Source organism: Nocardiopsis sp. NPDC050513 (genome assembly GCF_044457925.1).
GTDB lineage: Bacteria > Actinomycetota > Actinomycetes > Streptosporangiales > Streptosporangiaceae > Nocardiopsis.
In genome coordinates this window covers 502,138-519,236 of sequence record NZ_JBITHK010000004.1, presented here as the reverse complement: position 1 = coordinate 519,236, position 17,099 = coordinate 502,138, and the positions used below count along the sequence as shown (strand labels likewise).

18 protein-coding genes are annotated in these 17,099 nt (G+C 73.7%); 2 read left to right on the top strand and 16 right to left on the bottom strand.

Features of this window, described 5'->3' with window-relative positions:
• Window positions 1–115 precede the first annotated feature (115 nt).
• Window positions 116–736, bottom strand: a complete 621-nt coding sequence (locus ACIBFB_RS10185) for a TetR/AcrR family transcriptional regulator C-terminal domain-containing protein (protein WP_397228381.1) — start codon at window positions 734–736, stop codon at window positions 116–118.
• A 114-nt stretch (window positions 737–850) separates the two neighbouring features.
• Between ACIBFB_RS10185 and ACIBFB_RS10180 the strand changes: the two genes are divergently transcribed.
• Window positions 851–1,525, top strand: a complete 675-nt coding sequence (locus tag ACIBFB_RS10180) for a DUF998 domain-containing protein (RefSeq protein ID WP_397228379.1) — start codon at window positions 851–853, stop codon at window positions 1,523–1,525.
• 267 nt (window positions 1,526–1,792) lie between these two features.
• On the opposite strand, the gene ACIBFB_RS10175 is transcribed toward ACIBFB_RS10180, so the two are convergent.
• Complete coding sequence (locus tag ACIBFB_RS10175; protein ID WP_397228377.1) at window positions 1,793–2,407, bottom strand: DUF4291 domain-containing protein; 615 nt, start codon at window positions 2,405–2,407, stop codon at window positions 1,793–1,795.
• Window positions 2,408–2,456: 49 nt separating this feature from the next.
• Window positions 2,457–3,287: a helix-turn-helix domain-containing protein gene (locus tag ACIBFB_RS10170; RefSeq protein WP_397228375.1), complete on the bottom strand. Its 831-nt coding sequence runs from the start codon at window positions 3,285–3,287 to the stop codon at window positions 2,457–2,459.
• A 115-nt stretch (window positions 3,288–3,402) separates the two neighbouring features.
• On the opposite strand from ACIBFB_RS10170, the gene ACIBFB_RS10165 reads away from it, so the two are divergent.
• Window positions 3,403–4,428 (top strand): aldo/keto reductase, encoded by a 1,026-nt coding sequence (locus tag ACIBFB_RS10165; protein WP_397228373.1) that lies wholly within the window; start codon window positions 3,403–3,405, stop codon window positions 4,426–4,428.
• Here the strand turns inward: ACIBFB_RS10165 and pabB are convergent.
• From pabB to ACIBFB_RS10100, 13 genes are all read right to left on the bottom strand, one after another.
• On the bottom strand, window positions 4,397–6,442 hold the full coding sequence (pabB, locus tag ACIBFB_RS10160) for an aminodeoxychorismate synthase component I (protein WP_397228371.1): 2,046 nt from the start codon (window positions 6,440–6,442) through the stop codon (window positions 4,397–4,399). The genes ACIBFB_RS10165 and pabB overlap by 32 nt on opposite strands.
• A 288-nt stretch (window positions 6,443–6,730) precedes the next feature.
• Window positions 6,731–9,586, bottom strand: a complete 2,856-nt coding sequence (locus ACIBFB_RS10155) for an OmpA family protein (RefSeq protein WP_397228369.1) — start codon at window positions 9,584–9,586, stop codon at window positions 6,731–6,733.
• A gap of 18 nt (window positions 9,587–9,604) precedes the next feature.
• Window positions 9,605–10,015: a pilus assembly protein TadG-related protein gene (locus ACIBFB_RS10150; protein WP_397228367.1), complete on the bottom strand. Its 411-nt coding sequence runs from the start codon at window positions 10,013–10,015 to the stop codon at window positions 9,605–9,607.
• Complete coding sequence (locus ACIBFB_RS10145) at window positions 10,012–10,467, bottom strand: TadE/TadG family type IV pilus assembly protein (protein WP_397228365.1); 456 nt, start codon at window positions 10,465–10,467, stop codon at window positions 10,012–10,014. Before ACIBFB_RS10145 ends, ACIBFB_RS10150 begins: the two co-directional genes overlap by 4 nt.
• Window positions 10,464–10,844 carry a TadE/TadG family type IV pilus assembly protein gene (locus tag ACIBFB_RS10140; protein ID WP_397228363.1) on the bottom strand — a complete coding sequence of 127 codons (381 nt, stop codon included), beginning with the start codon at window positions 10,842–10,844 and terminating at the stop codon, window positions 10,464–10,466. Before ACIBFB_RS10140 ends, ACIBFB_RS10145 begins: the two co-directional genes overlap by 4 nt.
• Before the next feature lie 4 nt (window positions 10,845–10,848).
• Entirely contained in the window at window positions 10,849–11,034 is a 186-nt protein-coding gene (locus tag ACIBFB_RS10135; protein WP_397228361.1) for a hypothetical protein, read from the bottom strand.
• 26 nt (window positions 11,035–11,060) lie between these two features.
• On the bottom strand, window positions 11,061–11,963 hold the full coding sequence (locus ACIBFB_RS10130; RefSeq protein WP_397228359.1) for a type II secretion system F family protein: 903 nt from the start codon (window positions 11,961–11,963) through the stop codon (window positions 11,061–11,063).
• The gene (locus ACIBFB_RS10125) at window positions 11,960–12,835 is read right to left on the bottom strand and encodes a type II secretion system F family protein (RefSeq protein WP_397228357.1); all 876 of its coding nucleotides are present in this window, start codon (window positions 12,833–12,835) and stop codon (window positions 11,960–11,962) included. The genes ACIBFB_RS10130 and ACIBFB_RS10125 overlap by 4 nt, the downstream gene beginning before the upstream one ends.
• Complete coding sequence (locus tag ACIBFB_RS10120) at window positions 12,832–14,196, bottom strand: CpaF family protein (protein WP_397228355.1); 1,365 nt, start codon at window positions 14,194–14,196, stop codon at window positions 12,832–12,834. The genes ACIBFB_RS10125 and ACIBFB_RS10120 overlap by 4 nt, the downstream gene beginning before the upstream one ends.
• Window positions 14,193–14,939 (bottom strand): hypothetical protein, encoded by a 747-nt coding sequence (locus ACIBFB_RS10115; protein ID WP_397228353.1) that lies wholly within the window; start codon window positions 14,937–14,939, stop codon window positions 14,193–14,195. Before ACIBFB_RS10115 ends, ACIBFB_RS10120 begins: the two co-directional genes overlap by 4 nt.
• Window positions 14,939–15,616 (bottom strand): SAF domain-containing protein, encoded by a 678-nt coding sequence (locus ACIBFB_RS10110; RefSeq protein ID WP_397228351.1) that lies wholly within the window; start codon window positions 15,614–15,616, stop codon window positions 14,939–14,941. Before ACIBFB_RS10110 ends, ACIBFB_RS10115 begins: the two co-directional genes overlap by 1 nt.
• Before the next feature lie 26 nt (window positions 15,617–15,642).
• On the bottom strand, window positions 15,643–16,518 hold the full coding sequence (locus tag ACIBFB_RS10105) for a hypothetical protein (RefSeq protein ID WP_397228349.1): 876 nt from the start codon (window positions 16,516–16,518) through the stop codon (window positions 15,643–15,645).
• Window positions 16,512–17,039 (bottom strand): hypothetical protein, encoded by a 528-nt coding sequence (locus ACIBFB_RS10100; RefSeq protein WP_397228347.1) that lies wholly within the window; start codon window positions 17,037–17,039, stop codon window positions 16,512–16,514. The genes ACIBFB_RS10105 and ACIBFB_RS10100 overlap by 7 nt, the downstream gene beginning before the upstream one ends.
• Between the last annotated feature and the right edge of the window lie 60 nt (window positions 17,040–17,099).

The following is a 17,099-nucleotide window of genomic DNA, read 5'->3' as shown; positions in this document are numbered from 1 at the left end:
CGCGCGCGCGCCCCCCCCCCCCCCCGGGGGCGGGGGGGGGGGGGGGGGGGCGCCGGCGGCCCCCCCCCCCCCCCCCCCCCCCCCCCGCCGGATGCCGTCCGGCCACCGTGAGCGGTCAGCGGTAGGCGCCGAGGAAGGCACGGACGCCGGCGACGGCGTACCGGTCCAGGTCGGACTGGGTGTGCCGGGGGCCGCCGTGGAACATGGCCTGGTTGACGGGGATCCACAGCAACAGCCCGGAGAAGTGGTTCGCGGCCAGGAGGGGGTCCTCGATCCGGAGCAGTCCGTGGTCGGCCAGGCGCCGGAAGGTGGTCGCCAGTGTGGCCAGCACCCGCTCGAATCCGCGCTCGTACCAGGCGGCGCCGAGTTCGGGGAAGGTGTCGGCGTTCGCGATGATCAGGCGCCGCAGTTGGAGGACCTGGGGCTGGGTGAGGGTGGTCAGGAACCGGTGGGCGAGCCGGGTCAGGTTCTCCTCCAGGGTGTCGGCCTCGGCAGGGATGTCCGCCACCAGGTCGATCATGGCTTCGACCCGGACCGTGGTGGCCAGCACGACCTCGCGGAACAGTTTCTCCTTGTCGGTGAAGTGTTTGTAGACGGTCTGCTTGGACACGGCGGCCAGCTTGGCGATGTCGTCCATGCTGGTCCCGGGGTAGCCCTTCGCCATGAACACCTCGGTCGCGGCCGTCACGATCGCCTGGTGTTTGCGTGCGGACCGGCCCTGGGCGGTCTCCTCCACGTCGCCTCCTTCAATTTTGGGTACTGGACAGTCTAGTTCTTCTTCGGGTACTGTACCGTCCAGTTCCTAGGAAGTACTGGACCGTCCAGTACTCATCCGAGCAGGAGAACCCTCATGTCCCAGACCCGCAACGCCCCGACGATCCCCGCTTCCCGCCCTGTCCCCGCCCGCTCCCCGCTGCGGTTCCTGCTCGCGGGCGGTGTCGCCGCGGGCCCGCTGTTCCTCGGTGCGGGCCTGCTCCAGGGGCTGACCCGCGAGGGCTTCGACTTCGGCCGCAACGCCCTCAGCCAGCTCAGCCTGGGCTCCCTGGGATGGATCCAGATCGGGGTCTTCCTGGCCACCGGCGCGCTGCTCATCGGCGGCGCGGTCGGCGCACGGCACGCGCTGCGCGGAGCGCCCGGCGGCATCTGGGCGCCACGGCTGATCGGCGTGTTCGGCGTGTCCTTCCTGGTCGCCGGGGTCTTCACCGCCGACCCCGGCGCCGGGTTCCCCGTCGGCACGCCCGAGACCACGACCCCCGTGGTGAGCGGTCACGGCGCCGTCCACATGGTCGCCGGGATGGTCGGCTACCTCGCGCTGTGCGCCGCCTTCCTCATCCTGGCCCGGTACTTCTCCGCTCGCCAGGCACGCGGTTGGGCCCTCGCGTGCCGTCTGGCGCCGGTGGCGGTCATCGCCGGGTTCGCCGCCTCCGCCGCCAGCGTGGCTGCCTTCACCGCTGGAGCGGCGATCGGGCTGCTCTGGCTCAGCGCGGCCCTCGTCCGCCTGTCCGGCCTGTCCCGGCGACCGTAACCGTTGCCGACCGCCGCGAAACCCTCGTCCGATCCTCACCGCTGACCGGGCACAGGGAACTCGTGCGGGGGCTCAGGGTGGGCACGGCGAGGTCGTCTCCGTCGACGTCGTGGCCCGGTACGTCGAGGCACTCGGTGGTCGGCTCGAACTCGTCGCGGACTTCGGCGGCCACACTCCGCGGATGCCGACCAGCGAGCCTCCCGCCGGTCACGCCGCCTGACGAACCGCTCGCTGCCAGGTCTGCCGCGTGTGCGGCGGGGGCAGAGCCTAGTTGGCGACCGGACGCCCGGCGGGCACCAGGTGGTCCAACAGGCCTTCGGGAACCGGGTAGGGGCGTTCCTCTGGCAGCAGAGCGGCGGCGCCGTCCAGGTCGTCCGCGCGCACCAGGGCGTGCACTCGGTGGGCCAGCGGCGTGACGTCGGTGACGCCGACGATCCACGCGTCGGCGTAGCGGTGGGACGCCTCCCCCGACAGCCCCAGCTGGAGGGACCGGTGGTCGAGCGGGCGCAGACAAAGGTCGCGCTCGGGATCCCACTGCACGCGCGCGGGGGCTGTGCGCAGCTGCTCACGCCAGGCGTCGCGGTCGGCGTGCACCCGCGGGTCGTGATGGGACAGGCAGGCGTCGCGCAGCGCCCACTCGAAGCCCTCGCGGGTGATCTCCACCGCCAGGACGGTCTCCTGGTTCGCCTTGAGCCCCCACCCGCACCGGTACATCATCCACCTGAAGGACGGCTTGACCCAGGTCATGCGTCCCCGCTTCCAGGAGGCCGGGAAGCGGCCGTCCCGCGCGGCGGGCACGCCGATGGACGGGTGGTAGGCCTGGTAGACGGTGACCGTCGCGTCGGTGAACCTGGCGCGGATCTGGTGCCGGGGAATCTGCATGGCCGACAGCTTCGGGGATCCTCGCCAGCCGGGGCAAACCCTTTTCGGCTCAGCCCGCGACCAGCGCCGACACCCGTTCGAGCGCGACCGCGGCCCCCTCGTCGGCGGGCAGGTGGACCACCAGCCGCTGCTCGTCCGGGCCGGGGACGGCGAGGCTCTCGTAGGCCAACCGCAGCTCGCCCGCCTCCGGATGGTTCCAGACCTCGGTCCCCGTGCGGCTGGGGAGGGCGGCCGAGCCCTCGAAGCGGTCGCGGAACCGGGCGCCGACAGCCGCGGACAGCTCCGCGGCCAGGGACGCGGCGTGGGGGTCGCCCAGGGACGCGGCGGCCCTGAGGTCCGCGGCCTGCTCGTCGGCGACCGAACCCCAGTCGGGGAAGGCGGCCGCGGCGCGGACGTCGGTGAAGACGTACCGGACGAGGTTGGGCACGGCCGGTTCCAGAACACCGAGCGGCCCGGCGAGGCGTGCGAACCCGTCGGTGTGCGCGAGCACGTCGCCCAGCCCGTTGACCACCAGCGCCGGACCCGGTTCGAGCCGGTCCAGGAGCTCCCGCACCGTGGGACGCACCGAACGCGGCGGTGGCGGACCGCCCTGGCACACGTCTCCGCTGGTCACCTTCGCGAGGCGGTGCAGGTGGACCCGCTCGTCGGCGGACAGCCCCAGCGTGCCCGCGAGCGCCTCGATCACCTCCGGCGACGGGCGGCGGTCACGGCCCTGTTCGAGACGGGTGAGGTACTCGACGCTGACCCCGGCGAGCGTGGCCAGCTCGGCGCGGCGGAGCCCGGGGGTGCGGCGGCGCGGACCGAGGGGAAGCCCCACGTCGGCGGGGGTGACGGCCTCCCGGCGAGAGCGGAGGAAGGTGCCCAGACCGTTGTCTGCCATACGGCGAGTCTAGGGCGTGGCGAGGGTGGCCCCGCGAGGGCCAGTCCCACGGCGGTCTCCCATCGCGGGTGCCGTCACAGCAGAGTCGGGAGTACATCCACGAGAGAGGACGCCCGTGCGTTACCGACTGCTGGGCCGGACCGGCCTGCGCGTGTCCGAACTGTTCTTCGGCGCCATGACCTTCTACGAACGCGGCGACGCCGTGCGCGAGTACGAGGCGATGCTGCGCGCCTACGCCGACGCCGGCGGCAACGTCGTCGACACCGCCTCGGCCTACGGCGACAGCGAGGACATCCTCGGAGAACTGCTCTCCGGCCAGCGCGACCGCTTCGTGCTCGCCACCAAGTACACGCTCTCCCGCGACGGCGAGGACCCCAACGCCGCGGGCAACCACCGCAAGAACCTCCGCCTGTCCCTGGAACGCAGCCTGCGGCGGCTGCGCACCGACTACCTCGATCTGTACTGGGTGCACCTGTGGGACCGGCACACGCCGGTGGAGGAGACGATGCGGGCGCTGGACGACGCCGTACGCGCCGGGAAGATCCTGTACGTGGGCATCTCCGACGCCCCCGCGTGGGTGGTCAGCCACGCCGACACCCTGGCGGACTGGCGGGGATGGACGCCGTTCGCGGGCGTGCAGGTGCCCTACAACCTGCTCAAACGCGACGCCGAACGGGAACTGCTGCCGATGGCCGAGGCGCTCGGGCTGACCCTGGCCGCGTGGGGGCCGCTCGCCGGAGGCGTGCTCTCGGGCAAGTTCACCGACCGGGAGCGGGTGCCCGCCGGGACCCGCGTCGACCCGGGCTCCCTGTCCCCGCGCGACCACGAGGTCGCCCGCGCCGTCGGCGAGGTCGCTGGCGGACTCGGCGCCACACCCGCACAGGTCGCGATCGCCTGGACCCGGGCGCGGTCGGCGGCCGTGCACCCGATCGTGGGCGCCAGCGGGGTCGGCCAGCTCACGGAGAACCTGAGGGCCGTCGACGTCGATCTCCCCGAGGAGGCCGTACGCCAGTTGGAGGCGGCGACCGGGTTCGAGGTGGGCTTCCCCGGCGACTTCATCGCCCAGTGCGAGGAGCCCCCGGGAGCCTTCGGCGCCGCGTCCGCACGGGTCATCGGCCGCGCGCCGGGACGGCGGCCTTGAGCAGCATCTCCTCGTACTCCTCCTCCGGGTCGGAGTCGAGTACGATCGCACCGCCCGCCCCGATCGTGAACTCCCCGTCGGAGCGCACTGCGGTGCGGATGACGACGCTCAGGTCGGCGGTCCCCGAGTGGGACAGGTAGCCCAGCGCCCCCGAGTACACCCCCCGGGCCGAGGCCTCCAGCCCGTCGATGAGCTCCATCGTGCGCAGCTTGGGCGCACCGGTCATCGACCCGCCCGGGAAACAGGCGCGCACGGCGTCGAGGGTGCTCACGTCCGGCCGCAGCCGTCCCCGGACGGTGGAGACCAGCTGGTGGACGGTGGCGTAGGACTCGGTGTACATGAACGCGGGCACCTCGACGCTGCCGACCTCGCACACCCGCCCCAGGTCGTTGCGCAGCAGGTCCACGATCATGAGGTTCTCGGCACGGGTCTTGGTCCCCGTGCGCAGGTGCTCGACGGCGCGGCGGTCGGCCTCGGGGTCGGCGTGGCGGGGGGCGGTGCCCTTGATCGGGCGGCTCTCCGCCACGCGGTCGGCGTCCACACGAAGGAATCGCTCGGGTGAGGCGCTCAGCACGCTGAGGGAGCCCAGTCGCAGGAGGGCGGCGTGGGGCGCGGGGCTGGCCGCGCGCAGCCGCCGGTACACGTCCAGGTCGGGGTCGGCGGTGTCGGGGATCCGGACCCGGTTGGTCAGGCAGATCTCGTAGCTCTCTCCCTGGGTGAGGTGGCCCAGGCACTCCTTGACGTCGGTCACGTAGCCCTCCCGGGACCGCTCCAGGTGGGCGTCCAGGTCGACGGGCGGCGCGGCGGGAGCGGGCGGGGGCGGGGCGGGCAGGGCGGTGAGCGCGTCGAGGGTGTCCCGGGCCCACGCGCGGGCGTCGTCGGCGTCGTCGTGCACGACGTAGGTGCGGTTCTCGGCGTGGTCGACGGCGACGAACCGGTCGCAGCGCATCCACACGGCGTCGGGGGTGGGCGAGGTGTGGGCGACCGCGCCGCCGCAGTCGGCCTTGAGTTCGTAGCCGAAGTAGCCCACGTAGCCGCCGGTGAAGTCGAACGGCAGGCCGGTGGGGGCGGCGGTGCGGCGGGTGCGGCGGTCGAGCGCGTCGAAGACGGTGCCGGGTTCGCGGTGCTCGGCGCCGTGGGCGTCCCTGACCCGGACGGCGCCGTCGCCGACGCGGTAGGCGAGGGTCTCACCGGTGGCCGCGCCGAGGAAGGAGAAGCGGGCGGGTCCCCCGGGGCGGGAGCTGTCCAACCAGAACGCGTACTCGGCGTCGCCGTACAGGTGGGCGAAGGCGGCCTCGGTGTCCACGGCGTGGTCGAGGACGCGGGCGTGCGGCGCGGGGCGATCGGTCGTGGCGGGTCTTCGTTCCGGGGCGGCGCCGGACAGGGCGGGCGGCGCGGCGCGTTCGGGTGCTGGTGTGCCCGCGGCGGCCGTCGCCTGGGGGCGGGCCAGGCGGAGGAAGTTGGCGACCAGGTCGGCTCCGGCGTCGCTGGCGACCGACTCGGGGTGGAACTGCACGCCCCAGCGCGGCAGTTCACGGTGCTCCAGGCCCATGACCACGCCGTCCTCGGCCCAGGCGGTGGCGGCCAGGCGGGCGGGGAGCGGTTCGGGCACGGCCAGCGAGTGGTAGCGCACGGCGGTCAGGTCCTGGGGCAGCCCCGCGAACAGGCCGCGCCCGGTGTGCCTGACCGTGGTGAGGTGTCCGTGGCGCGGGACGGGCGCGGCGGTGACGTCGGCTCCGGCCAGGTGGGCGATGGCCTGGTGGCCGAGGCACACGCCCAGGACCGGAAGGCGGGTGTGGGCGAGGAGTCCGGGCACACGGCCCAGGTCCCGGGCGTTGTGCGGGCGGCCGGGACCCGGGGAGACGACCACAGCGTCGAAGGCGGAGGGGTCCAGGTCGTCCCAACGGGCGTCGTCGTTCGTGACCACCTCGGGGGACTCCCCCAGGACACGCGCCAGCAGCTGGAAGACATTGAAGGTGTAGGAGTCGTGGTTGTCCACGAGGAGAACGCGCATCCCGCCCTTTCCTTCCGGATCGCGACTCCCCAGGTTACGGCGGTTCCTGGAGCGCTCGACGACGGCCCCGGGCCGGTGGGGCCGGTCGAGGGGCGGTGCGCCGCCGACGGCCGCGACGGGGCTCGCCAGTACAAGGGACGAACGCCCCGATTTCTTCCGGGCCCGCCGCGGCCAGGAGGCGTGGGACGCGCGGCGGCCGTCATCCGTCCCTGACCATTGCCCGTGATCGTCCGGACGCGGGAGGCCGAACCGGCAGTCGGCCGGGCCCTCCCCGCGAGCTCGGTCCCCTCAGGACGGAGACGCTGACGCGTTCTCCTTCGGACGCCAGGTCCGGCCCCGGCCGGCCTTCCTCTGTTTGCTGGGCAGGGGACGGCTCCCCGACCCTCCGGTTCCGGCGTTGTTCGCCGCGGGCCGCGGTTCCGGCTGGACCGGAGCCTTCTCCATCTGGGGCGGCTGGGGAGCCTGGGGGATCTTTCGGGTGACGTGGGGAGAGCGCCGCTCCCCGGCCCCCGCCCGCGCTCGCCGACGGCGGGCGGCCGGCGTCTCGCTCTCGTCCGCGCTCGTCCCGGCGCCGACGTTCTCCCTCGCACGCACCGGAGCCGGGCGCTCCTCCGGTGGGTTCAGGCTGGAGAAGTCCGCGGTGCCCGCGGCGGGCTGAGCGGTCTCGGCGGCTTCCGGTTCGGGTGTCGGCAGGGCCGGTGCCGGGTCCTGGTTCCGCGCCGATCTGGCCAGCCGTGACGCCTTGGCCCTGCGCGACACCTGGGCCTCGCGGATCTGCGACCTGCGCTCCCGCGTGGGCAGCGGATCGGAGACCTCCTCCACCGCGGTGTCGTTCTCGGAGGGGGCGTCCTCCGCTGGGACGCTCTCCTCCGAAGGCGCGTCCGTGCCGGAGGGGGCCTCCTCCTCCGAAGGCGCCTCTCTCTCGGGGAGGGCTTCGTCGGCCGGCGTGTCCGCGGCGGCGTCGATCGTGACGGCGCCACGATCGGAGCTCTCGTCCCAGAAGTCGTCGTCCGGGGACATGTCGTCCCAGAAGGCGCTCCCCTCGGTGACCGCCTCCCAGAAGGCCTCGGCCTCTGCCCGGGCGTCGTCGGCTCGGACGCGGGCGGTCCTGACCTCCCCGCCCCGGGTGCGCTCGGTGTCCTCCGCGGGTGCTGAGTCCCGGTAGGCGCGGATCGCCTCGGCCACCTCGTCGGCGTCGCAGCCGGGCCACGAGTGGTGGGCGAGCGGGGCGAGCGGCGTGCTGGTCTCGGTGATGAGCCCGTCCTCCTCGATCGCCAGGCTCCCTCCGAGCGGCCACCGCCCGAGCACCACCGCGCTGATCCCCCGGTGCTGGCCGTGCAGCAGCAGGGAGGACAGCGCCGTCTCGTGCTCGGGGGCGGCCGAGGTGACCAGGACGAGCGGTGTCGGATCGTCCATCAGCAGGGCCTCGTCCGCCCGCTGGTGCAGCTCGCTCCGGAGCTCCTCGAGCGCGCCCTCCACCGTGCCGACCATGCGGACGGGCTCGCACGGGTGCTGCCTGAGCAGGTCGCGCCCCTCCTCACCGATCAACCGCGCGGTGTCCGCCTCGGTGATGACCACGCGGGCGGTCTGCTCGTCCGAGGTGTCGAGCGCGTTGAGGAGCAGCCGTCGTGCGGCGCCCGTCGCTCCCTTGCCGGTGACGCCGATGCCCGGCACGTGGCCCAGTTCCACGCTGACCCGCTCGTCGATGTCGTCGCCGGGGGTCGGACGCGGATCGGCGGGGGGAAGCGCGAGGGGCTTGCGGCGCGGGGAGGGCGGGAGCCGGCGCGGAAGGGAGAGCACCACCCCGGGGATCCGGACACCGCGCTTGCCCAGGACGTATCCGCCGAGGACGCCCGCGAACGCGAAGGAGATCCCGACGGCGCCGTCGGGGATCTCCAGGACGACGACGTGCTTCTCGTCCAGGTCCCGCTCGCCGCCCGAGGCCGCCCCCGTGTCGCTGGCGGCCGACATCGTCTCCACCTCGACCGTCTCCACCGGCTCCACCTGCACGATCTCGGCGGGCTCCGTCGTCTCCGCGGGCTCGGGGGCCTCGGTCTCCGCTGTCGTGTCCGCTGCTCCAGCCGACTCCGTGGACGCGGTGGTCTCGGGCGTCTCCGTGGTCTCGGGAGTGTCCGCCGTTCCTGCGGTCTCCGTGGCCCCGGCGGTGTCCTCGGCCTCGGCGGACTCCGTCGTCTCCCCGGTGTCCGCGGTCTCGGGCGCCGCGGCGGATTCCGTCGTCTCCGTCGACCCGGACCCGGCCGATCCGGTCGTGCCCGTGGTCTCGGCCGAGTCCGTGGACGCGGGGGTCTCGGCCGTCTCCGTCGACCCGGCGGGATCGGCGGACTCCGTCGTCGGGGACGGCGCGGGTTCGGTCGTGACCGTGTACACGAGATCGACCCTGCGCTGCGCCGCGTAGTCCCCCTCGCGCCGCTCCTCGGACCCGACACCGCGCACCACCGTCTCGGGCGCCGCGTCGCCGAGCTCGGCGGTCAGGTGGTCGGCCACCACCTGGGCCCGCCGCTCGGACAGCTCCAGGTTGTGCTCGTCGGTTCCCCGGGGGTCGGCATGTCCGGTGATCTGGATCGGGGCGCCCGGAGCGCCGTGGTCGCGGACGAGCTCGACCACGGGCGCCAGGTCCTCGCGCATCGCGTCGGTCAGTTCCGCCGAGTCGGTCGCGAAACCCGCGATCGTGCGTTCCCGTTCGACGCTCTCCCCCGCCTGGGTCCCGTCGGAGACGGGCACGGGCGGCGGCGAGCCGTCGTCGTCCGCGGGCGCGTCCTCCGCCTCCTCGGCGGCGGCGTCAGCGAGCGCGTAGGTCGGGGTCAGGACCGCCGCGCCGGCCGCCGTCGCCGCGACCGCCTGCATCGGACCCAGGCGGCGGAACAGACCGGGTGTTCCGCGCAGCCGTGCGACGCCCTCCACGGCCATCCCGGCGAGGTACAGGCCCCACAGCGACCACAGCAGCACGATGAGGATCGCGGTCGGCAACCCCGGCGGGATGCTCAGGCCCTGGATGTGGACGAGGGTGCCCGCCCACGTCAGGTCGAGCCGCGGCCACTCCAGGTGCCACAGGAGCACGTAGGGGATGCCGAGCAGGACAGCCGAGGCGAGCAGGATCGCGCTCGACTGGCGGAAACGAGACATGGCAGCCTCACAGGACGTCTAGGGAGCGGGTTGCGTGTACGGGCGGGCGCTCGCTGTGGACTCGACCGTCGTGGAACCCAGGGGGAGAAGGACGAAGTCGTAGGACATCCGGGAGGTCACGGTCACGGTGTCCCCGTCGACGCTGACCGTCCCGGACCCCCCGGACTGGGCGAGGAAGTCCTGGGCGGCCGTCGCCGCGGCAGCGGGGTCGAGTCGCACGGTGTCCGTGCCCGACCGGTAGGCCGCCCAGTCGAGTTGCTGTGTGCCGACGCGCGCGGCCTCCTGGGCCAACGCGATCGACTGGGTGTGGGCGCGCAGCAGGCCGCCGCCGTCGTAGACCAGGCCGAGACAGAACACGAACGCCGTCACCATGACCACGGTGAAGGCGGTCGCCTGGCCGTCGTCCGGTCCGAGGTCGTCGCGGTTCACGCGTCCCCCCGGAAGGCGTCCACGGCCACGGTCGAACTGCCCGAGATGGTGACGGTGCTCGGCACGCTGAGTCCGGCGAGGTCGTCCAGCCCCACGTGGCACTCGAGCGTGGCGGTGACGAAACCACCGGGGGCGAGCCCGTTGTGGTCCAGGGTCAGGGTGTGGCTGGAGCAGGTCAGGCCCTCCGAGGCCAGGCTCGCCGCGGTGATCCGCTGTGCCGCCGCCTCGGCCTGGGGGACCTGGCGTTCGAGCGCCGCCGCGCGCGCGGCGGCGTGGGCGACCTCGTCGGCCGTGGAGCCCGCGCCCACCACCCTGCCCGCGAGGACCATCAGCAGCGCGAAGGACAGCAGCAAGGGCGTGAGCAGCGCCAGCTCGACGGAGACGGAACCCCGGTCGTCGCCATGGCGCGGCACCGCTCCCGCCTGGGCCGGGCTCTGGCCGGTCGGGGTCACGGCGCACCTCCGGGCGGCACGAAGCGCTCCACCGGAACGGTCAGCTCGTGCCGCACCGGCCAGGTCAACCCAGGGATCAGGGACTGCACCCGCGCCTCCACCACGGCCGTGGCCTCGGTCGGACCGCGGACGACGGACACGGTGCGGTCGATCAGCAGGGTGCCGCCGAGCTCGTCCGCGATGGCCTCGGCGTTGGCCTGGCCGCCCGCGCCCTCGACGGTGCGGGCGGCCTCCGCCGACTGCCTGGCGATGCTGGCGGCCACGTGGTCGGCGTGCATCCACATCGCCGCCTGCACCACGAGCAACACCAGCGTCAGGAGCAGCGGGGCGGCGACGGCGAGCTCGGCGCTGCCCCGGTCGTCGTCGGTGACGTGCACGCCCTCAGCCGCCGAGGGAGAGGTTGGTGACCCTGGCGATCACGTTGGTCGAGAGGATCCCCACCGCGGCGATGGCCATGCCCACCAGCAGGGCGATGACCACGATGGCCTCGGTGGAGTAGCCGTCGTCGCCGGGGTCCCCCTTGTGGATGCCCAGGACGATGCGCACGAAGGTGACGATGCTGTTCATAGAGGTTCTCCAGGGGATGCGTGACGTCAGAGACTGAAGAGGACATGACTGAGAGCCGGGTAACCGAGCATGATGAGGAAGCCGCCGAAGAGAAGGACCACCGGCAGGCTCATCCGCTCGGTGTCCGACTGGGCGTCCGCGTCGAGCTCGGACAGGAACTGGGTGCGCAGGGTCTTGGCCTTGGCCGCGAGTGAGGAGCGGATGCGCGCTCCGTCGGCGCCCGCGAGTTGGAGGCTGGCGGCGAGTTCGTCGAACTCCGGCGTGTCGTAGCGTTCGCCCAGCCCGCGCAGGGCCGTCCAGGGCGGCTCGCGCCGCAGCGACGCGTCGCGCAGGGCCTCACGGATGCGGATCATCGCCCAGCCGTCGCTGGCCGAGCTGGCGTCGGACAGGGCCCCGTTGACCCCGGCGCCGCCGGCGAGGGACACCACGACCAGGTCGGCGAACCCGGCGAGGGTGTGGCGCATCCGCTCGCGCCGCTTGTCGGCCTCGTCGCGCAGGGAGAGGTCCGGGGCGAACCAGAAGACCAGTGCGAACAGCACCCACCCGGGTACGGCCAGGGCCATGGACAGGGTGACTCCGACCAGGGCGAGTATCGCGCCCAGGAACGGGGGCACCGTCAGCGCCAGAACCAGACCCGTGGACTTCTCGGCCAGGTAGGAGGTCGCGTCGCGTTCGCACACGACCAGGTTCCGGCGTGTGCGGGGGCCGGGGAGGCCGAGCGCGGTCATCAGCGGAACGCCCACCTTGCCGATCCGCGCCGTGACTCCGCCGGTGCCTGGCGAACCGGCCGGGGCGGAGGGGAGGGGCTGGGGGGCGGCGAGGCGTTCGGCGAGGCTGGGCCGGGCGAAGCGCGCGGCCAGCACCAGCCAGACCGCGAGTCCGACGAGGGCTCCGCCCACGATGGCCAGCACAGGGGTGTCGGCGATCACGCGGCCACCTCCGTCTCCCGTGTGTCAGGGGTGAGTACGCGCGGTCCGAGTCTGGGCCGGGAGAGCCGGACCAGCCAGAACATGGCGGCCGCCCAGATCGCGCCGATGCCGCCGAGCACGACCTGTCCGACGAAGCCGTCGAACGGCTCCAGGTAGTCGGGGCTGAGCAGCGTCAGGAGCACGGCCATGCCCAGGGTCACCGAGATGATGATGCGGGTCGAGGTGCGCACGCGGGCCCGGCTCGCCGACGCCCGGACCAGCATCGCTGCCTGTTCGCGCGCGGCCTCGGACAGGCTGCCGAGCAGGACGCCCAGGTCGGTCGCGTGCCGGGACGTGGCACTGCTGAGGGCGGCGGCGACCAGGTCGGCGGTGGGGTTGTCGACCTCGTCGGCGAACACCCGCAACGCCTCCCGGGGCGGCGTGCCCTGGCGCAGCCGTTCGGCGAGCTGGGCGACCTCGGGGCGGACCGGCTCGGGGGCGATGGGGACGGTCGCGGCGATGGCCTGGTGCAGACCGGCGGCTCCGGCCATCAGGTCGCGCAGCATCTCCGTCCACGCCGCGACCGCCTCCACACCGGCCACCTGGCGCTGGTGGGCGCGGTCGGGGCCGAGCATCGTCGGCGCGAACCAGGTGCCGACGCCGATGAGCACCCCCGCCACCGGCCAGCCGGTGACGACCCATACGAGGGTTCCGGCCGCCACGCCCGCGGCGACCAGGACGAAGGTGCGTCGGCTGAGCAGCGCGGCGAGCGACGCGCGCGACCGCTGTCCGGGCCGAGCCCCGGGCGTGGGCACGAGGAGCGAGGCCACGGCGATCCAGATGCCCGCGCCCGCGAAGGCGCCGCACGCGGCCAGGAGGAGGAAGGCGGTCATGCCGGCCACCCCCCGACCTCCACGTTGGCGTGGAGCAGGGCCGGGTCGAATCCGGCCTCGAGCAGCGCGTCCAGGGTGTCGGGGCTCGGTGACGCCGCGGGCAGCCGCTCACCCGAACGGCTCCTGCGGTAGAGCTCGTTGGAGATGACGTTCTGCCCCTCCGCGCCGACCACCTCGCGCACGCTGGTGACCATGCGGCCGCCGGTCGGCAGTGCCGAGACGTGCACGACGAGGTGGACGGCCGCGGCCACCAGGGCCGCCGTGGCCTCCAGAGGCAGGCGTTCGCTGGACTGGGACGCGTAGGCGCCCAGTTTGGTGAAGGCGCCCGCGGAGTTCGCGGCGTGCAGGGTGGTCAGACTGCCGTCGTTGCCCTGGCTCATCGCGTTGAGCAGGGGTACGGTCTCGTGGCCGCGGGTCTCACCGACGATCACCCGGTCGGGCGACATGCGCAGGGCGGCGCGGACCAGGTCGGCGATGGCGATCTCCCCGACGCCCTCGACGTTGGCGGGCCGGGCCTGGAGCGCGACGCAGTCCGGGTGCGCGTCGACGTCGCGGTCCAGTCCGAGTTCGAACACGTCCTCGATGGTGACCAGGCGTTCGGTGGGCGGGATCTCGGCGGCCAGGGCGCGCAGGAGCGTGGTCTTGCCCGCGCCGGTGCCGCCGGTGATCACCATGTTGCGCCGGGACAGGACCGCCGCCCTCAGGAGCTTGACCAGGACGGGATCGAGGGTGCCCAGGCGGTGCAGGCGCTCCAGGGAGGTGCGGGTGTGGCGGTGGCGGCGGATGGACACCGCGGGGTCGCGGGCGACCTCCATGACGGCGTTGAGCCGTTCCCCGCCGGGCATGGTCATGTCCAGGATCGGCGCGCCGGGGTCGAAACGCCGTTCGCCTGTGGCGGACTCGGCGGCGATGCGTCGGATGAGGGCGATCAGTTCCTCGGGGTCGTCGAACAGCGGCGGGCGTTGTTCGCGCCGGCCGTCGGCGTAGCGGATCCACACGCGCGAGCCCGTGATGTTGATGTTCTCGATCTCCGGGTCGTCCAGAAGGGGCTGGAGCGGTCCGAGCCCGCTCACCTGGGCGAGGGCACGGCGCGCGATCAGCGCCTCGGTCGCGGGGGCCAGAACCGGCCGTCCCGCGGCGAGCGCCTCGCTGGCCGCCTCGTCGAGGATCCGCGCGATGACGCGCTCGGCCTCCCGGCGGTACTCGGCGGGGCCGTACTCGCCGTTCTCGCGCAGCAGTTCGCTGAGCCGCCGCGTGGCCTCGGTCGCGGTCCACGTGACCCACGCGTCCTCGCGGACCGCGCGGCCGGCGTCGATGAACTGGTTGGGGTCGTCGTCGAAGGCGGCGTCGATCTCGGTCACAGCGGGACCTCCATCCGCACCTGCTGTGCGGCGGTCTCGCGGACCACCGCTTGGGACAGGGACGCCACCGCCCGGAAGAGCGGACGGCGTTCGGGTCGGCGCAACCCCGCCTCGCCGCGGAGGAAGGCCGCGCTCCGGTCGTCGTCGGGCACCCTGCCCCACACGCGCAGGCCCACGGTGCTGGCGATCTCGGCGGTGGACCCCCTGCCGCCGACGACGACGGTCCAGGCCCGGGGAAGCGTCTCGAACAGGTACCGCGCCGACTCCTGCAGTCGTCGCAGCTGCGCCAGGTCGTCGCGGACCAGCAGGAGCGCGACGTCGGCGTGCGCGGCCAGGTGCGCGGTCGCGGAGCGCGGGGCGAGTCGTCCCAGATCGAGGACGGTCACGTGGCCGCTCGGGGACGCCAGTGCGGAGGTGTTCTGGGCCAGGAGCCGCACCGCGCCGTCCGCCCGGTCCGCTGAGGCCGGTGCCGGACAGACGGGCAGGCCGCCGTCGAGGACCTGCGCGTGTTCGAGCGGGCCCGCCCCGGCCGCGTCGGAGCGCTCGTGGCGGGCGGCGGCGGCCAGGTCGGTCAGCCCGGGCGAGACGAACAGCCTGCGCCAGGTGCCGACGTCTCCTCCCGAGGCGTCGGCCTCGACGAGGAGTGCACCGGGCTCCTGCGGCCAGGAGGCGGCCAGGGCCATCGCGGTCATGGTGACCCCGGGTGCGCCGCCGAGCGAGAGGACCGCCACGGTGCGCGGCATCACGAGCCTCCCCGGGTCGGGACCTGCACGACGGTGACGCGGTCGGTCGCGGCGGCGGAGGAGATCTGGGCGGCGTCCAGTGCGCTGACGGCGAGTTCCACGATCACCGAGCCGTCGCTGGCGGCGTCCTCCACGCTCTGGACCCGGGCGGGAAAGGCCTCGGCGCTGGTCTCCTGTTCGGCGACCTGGCCGGTGTCCTCGGGGATCACCACGACGGAGACCGCCGATCCGGGCTGGATGGAGGCGGGGAAGCGCCCGGGCATGAGGGCGGCGCCCACGACCGCCTCCTGGGCGGGCGGGTACGCCGAATCCGGTCCGAGCGCCGTGCTGGGCAGGATCGCCCCGTCGGCGACCGGGACGGTCAGCGCGCGGCCCAGCGCCTCCTCCAGGCTCCGCTCGCCGATGACGGAGACCCCCTCGCCCACGGTGATCTGGGCGATTCTCAGGTCGTCGGTGGTCACGACGTGACCGGCCGGGAGGTCGCGGTCCGCCACGAGGACGCCCTGCCGCTGGTCGAGGCGGTCGATCGCGGTGACTCCGGCCAGGGCGCCGGTCGTGGCCATCGCCAGTCCCAGCACCAGCCAGCGCCAGCGCCGGGGCCCCTTGCCCAGGAGCCGTACCGGTGGTGTCCCGCCCTGGACCGTCGCGGGCGCCGGGCCCGTGGTCGTGCCCACCATGTTGCCTCCACTGCTTCCTTGCGCTGTCAGCGGCCCGAGTCGGAGACCAGGCCTTGTGCTTCGTCGACCGCGACCTCGACCTCGGACGTCGTCGTGACGGAGTCGAGTGTCCCGGCCGTGCCGTCGGAGAACTCCCAGGCGATGTCCCAGACGACGCCCGTGGTGACGGTGTAGGTACCGCCCTCCCGCGCCACGGAGGCGCGCGTGTAGGCGTGGCCGCAGTCGGGGGACGCGGACTCGGGGTCGTGCCGCTCCGGGTCGAACGCGGTGCCGGGTCCCTCGCAGACGACCTCGTCGCCGTCGCCCATCGCCCATCGCGACTCCCGGGGGGTGGCTGTGATGGTGAGCGACCAGCCCGGGATCTGGGCGGTCGCGGTCACGGGGGCCCACGTCTGGTCGTCGATCCACAGCCACAGGGGGGTGTTGACCAGGACCAGGGCGCCGTTGCCGGGCGAGGTCGCGATCTGGGGCGGGGGGAGTTCGAAGGAGGCCAGGGACTCCTGGATCAGTGTCACGGGGTCGGTCGGGGCCGTGCCCTCCTCCCCCTCCTCGCCGTCGTAGTCGATCGCGTCCCAGTCGATGGCGTCCCAGTCGACCGCGTCCCAGTCGACCGCGCTCCAGTCCACGTCGGCGTAGGGGTCGTTGGGGTCGGCTGCGGTGGTGGACGTGGTTCCGGTTCCCGTGGTGGCTCCCGGGGCGCCCCCGGTTCCGCCCGTGGTCTCCGTGTGGCTCAGGACGACCGTGCATCCGGAGCCGCCCTCGCTGCCGCACTCGACCTCGGTGAGGACCGGGGCGGATTCCGTGGTCGCGGGCTCGTCAGCGGTGTCCGCGTTCGCCGGGGGCGTCGCCCCCAGGACCACCGCGGCGACCGCGAGCGAGGTGGCGCCAGTGCGTCTCAACATGATCCCGGCTCCCAGATCCGAAGGTAGGACACGCGCCAGGCGAGTCCGTCGTGTACGAGTTCGGCGTCGACCCTGCGAGGGTCCGCGTTCCCGGCCGCCGCGGGCGTTCCGATGTTCCACTCCGAGTCGTCCACGCAGTCGGCGACGACGGCGTGGGTGGAGTCCTCGAGGGTCAGTTCCGGGTCGAGCACGGGCTCACCGGTGACCTCGTTCCCCGAGTCGACGACTCCCTCGAGCGCCTGCCGCATGAGGGCCAGGGCGCCCCCGGTGGCGTGGTCCTCCAGCCCGTCCGGGGTGGCGGAACCCTGGTGGGAGGCCTCGACGACCACGGTCCACATGCCGGTGTAGGCGGCGAGCGCGGCCTCCGAGTCGGAGGAGGCCCCCGCCGTGGCGGGGGCCGAAGCGGAGGGTTCTCCGGTGGACTCCCCGTCCGTCGGCGTACAGGCCGTGACCAGGGCGATTGCCACCGCGCACGCTGCGGCCGCCGTGCCCGTGCGGGCGTTCGAGGCCGTCGATCTCATCGCGGCCGCCTTCCGCTTGGCAGTACATGTGAAAGTAATTGGTTTTGGGTGAGTTTATAG